Origin of the sequence: Wolbachia endosymbiont of Drosophila tristis (assembly GCF_028981745.1) — a bacterium.
Lineage (GTDB): Bacteria > Pseudomonadota > Alphaproteobacteria > Rickettsiales > Anaplasmataceae > Wolbachia > Wolbachia pipientis.
The window spans coordinates 9,204-12,483 of sequence record NZ_JAPQLN010000109.1 but is presented as its reverse complement, the minus strand read 5'-3'; the positions used below and the strand labels follow the sequence as shown (position 1 = coordinate 12,483).

General features: G+C 34.2%; 2 protein-coding genes. Both read left to right on the top strand.

Annotated elements, in window-relative coordinates:
• The first annotated feature begins 583 nt into the window (after positions 1 to 583).
• A complete protein-coding gene (locus tag OZD64_RS05230) occupies positions 584 to 1,609 on the top strand; it encodes an extracellular solute-binding protein (protein ID WP_274999451.1) in 1,026 nt (341 codons plus the stop codon).
• A 203-nt stretch (positions 1,610 to 1,812) separates the two neighbouring features.
• Positions 1,813 to 2,700 carry an aspartate carbamoyltransferase catalytic subunit gene (locus tag OZD64_RS05225; RefSeq protein ID WP_006280416.1) on the top strand — a complete coding sequence of 296 codons (888 nt, stop codon included), beginning with the start codon at positions 1,813 to 1,815 and terminating at the stop codon, positions 2,698 to 2,700.
• The last annotated feature ends 580 nt before the right edge of the window (positions 2,701 to 3,280 follow it).

Sequence of the window (3,280 nt, the reverse complement as noted above, 5' to 3'; positions counted from 1 at the left end):
AGCCTTTCCTTTAATTCAGCGTTCTCTATCTTTAAAGCTTTATTTTCTGCTTTTAAGTTTTCTATCTCTGCTTTCAGTTTTTCTATTTTTTGCTGTAAATTTTTGCAAAGTTCTCAAAGGTTTACCACATTACCTCACTTTTGCTCTATGATTATCTTTATTATCTTGCTTTGTCTACCTTATTCTACCACTCCGCTGAACGGATACAATTTACTAAACAGAAAAAAAGGCAAAAGAAACCCTAGGGTAGCTAGTTATTCACTATCCATTTTTTAAGTTGGCGTTTTTTAATGTTTTAAATAGCGCATTTCAGCTTATATTAGGTAAAAACCTAGAAATTTTATAAAGAAATAAGGTGCACATAGTGCAAAAAATTAAGCATGATTTACGCCAAATACATTAAGTTTTTTGTCATTAATCCGCTGCAGAGATTGCGAAGATAAATAAATAGCTTCAGTGTTATAATAAGGGGGCTGGCGAAGCTTGTCAAGGAAGTTTTTATGATTTATCTAACGAACTTTACACTTGCTAAAGTTGTACCATCTTGGTAACTTTAACTGAAAGAAGTTATTTTTTATCCAATATGAAAAAAGCCTTTATATTCACATCCTTAATAGCAATTATATTGATAGTTATTACTTATTTATACAGAAACGACGGAACTAATGACTCACAAGTGGTAAATGTTTATTCATCGCGCAAAGAAGAATTAGTACGTACTTTGTTTGATGAATTCACGAAAAATACAGGTATTAAAGTACGTTACATCATTGATGATTATTCTCAGCTACTTTCACGAATGGAAAACGGTGGTGAAGCTGACTTATTTTTGACTGCTGATGCAATCAACTTAATTCTAGCAAAAAAAAGAGGACTTTTATCTCAAGTAGATTCAGAGGTTTTAAAAAGTGTTATACCTGCAAGATTTAGAGACAGTGAAGATTATTGGTTTGGTCTTACAAAAAGAGCTAGGATATTGGTTTACAATAAAGAGTCAGTAGACCCTAAGGACTTAAGTACTTATGAAGATTTAGCAAATGAAAAATGGAAAGGAAAAATATTAGTGCGTTCTTCTACAAGTCCATATAACAGATCGTTAATTGCTTTTATGATTGCAAATAATGGTTTTGAAAAGACGAAAGAATGGGTAAGCGGAGTTGTGAGCAATATGGCAAGAAAACCAAGTGGTGGTGATACTGATCAAATTTACGCCGTAGCAGCGGGTGAGGGAGATGTTGCAATAGTAAACAGCTACTACTTTGCGAGAATTCTTTCATCAGAAAATAAAAAGAATGTTGCAGACAAGCTAGGGGCTTTTTTTCCTAATCGCAACGATCACGGTGTAATGGTAAACATCAGTGGTGCAGCAGTAACAAAAAACGCAAAAAACAGGGAAAATGCTATAGTCTTATTGGAATTTTTAGTAAGCAAGCAGGCTCAAGAGTTATACGCTAAAAAAAACCAAGAATATCCTATTATTGAAGGCGTTGAAACTTCCGATATACTAAAATCTTGGGGAAATTATTCACAAAGTGATTTGCCTCTAAGTGAACTTGAGAAGCATCTTTTTGAGGCTGTTATGATAGTGGATGAGTGTAAGTGGAAGTAATCCCCAGCGCCACTAAACATTGGGATGAAAGATTTATGCTAATATACCTTACTCTTGACTCGCTGAACTTTTTCTTCCTTCTAACTTAATTTTGACTTTACTATCTTTTCCCGTTCTTTCACCAAAACAATTGCTGCACAAGAAGTCTATTGAAAAAAGGTAATAAGAAAGTAGAATAGGTTCAAGTAGTTGAAAAGGAAACTATGAACAAGAGAAGGAATTTGTTAAACATCTCAGACCTTACAGTCGATGATGTAGAAAATATAACTAAGTTGGCCAACCAGTACCTTAAAAAAGAAGTTGCAAATAGTCATATCTTGGAAAATAAGACAGTAATAAATTTATTCTTTGAAGATTCAACGCGTACACTTGCGTCTTTTGAAATAGCAGCAAAAAGCCTTGGAGCAAATGTTGTAACTTTGCCAATAAGATCTTCTTCTATTAACAAGGGAGAAGATCTAAAAGACATGATCAAAACATTAAATGCAATGAATCCTGATTACATAATAATCAGGCATAAAAGTAGTGGTATCATTAATACACTGGCAAAGTATGTTAACTGCTCGCTAATCAATGCAGGCGATGGAAGTAGTGAACATCCAACTCAAGCTCTTGCAGACTATCTTGTAATCAGCAATCACAAAAAGCAAATAAAGGACCTCAAAGTTGTGATATGTGGAGATATTCTGCACAGTAGAGTTGCAAGATCAAATATAAGATTGCTAAAAATGTTTGGAGCAGAGATAAACTTGGTCGCACCACCAACTTTGATTTGTAAGCATTTTCCTGAAGTAGATTCAGTCCATTATTCATTAATTGAAGGTATAAAGGATGCTGACGTAATTATGCTTTTGAGATTGCAGAAAGAGCGCATGAATAATAGTTCTTCAGAGAAAGAATATTTTTATTTGTATGGACTTGATTCACAAAAGCTATCATACGCAAAACCAGATGCGATTGTTATGCACCCAGGGCCAATAAACAGAGGGATTGAGATTAGCAGCGATGTAGCAGATTGTGTTATTTTACAGCAAGTAGAATTTGGATTGGCAATACGTAAGGCAGTGTTGCACTATTATAGGCCTTGCTAATATTAAAAGATGCTACACAACTAATGCAAAAAGGGGGGGCATGAAATGACAAGGCTTGTAAATGGTTTGAGAATGGCCATTAAGATGTTAAGGCCGAGGATATGGTGTGGAAGTTTTTACGAAAGCCTGAAGTCAATCAACAACCTTGCAGAACGGCAAATTAGACGGCTATCGTAAAAACAGCTTTTTCACCTGGTCGGAACATGGAGAAAGATTTGTGGAAAGAATGTTGTCGATATTTTTGACATCACGTCTCAATGGCCAAAATCCCTTCCAAAAGTTACGACTGCTTAGTTCTTTATTCATTCTCACAATCCGTGAACGGTTACAACCTAGATTCCAGTGGGCTTTGTTGCATCGCTAGCTATGATGGATTAAAGATAAAAAAGATAGCGAATATCAGTAGCTTATTATTCTGGTATTTATAACAAGAACGGTCAATGAATACCTAAATTTGAGTAAAAGAAATTTCACTACCATTTACCAATCCGGCTAAAATTCAAGAATTTCAATGCTTTAGCTATTTTCAATAGAATTAAATTTATTAATATAAATAACAAATTACTATTCTTAAATTTGA

Excerpts from the sequence above, each read along its gene's own strand:
- OZD64_RS05230 (WP_274999451.1), top strand. The coding sequence starts at position 584 with ATGAAAAAAGCCTTTATATTCACATCCTTAATAGCAATTATATTGATA.
- OZD64_RS05225 (WP_006280416.1), top strand. The coding sequence starts at position 1,813 with ATGAACAAGAGAAGGAATTTGTTAAACATCTCAGACCTTACAGTCGAT.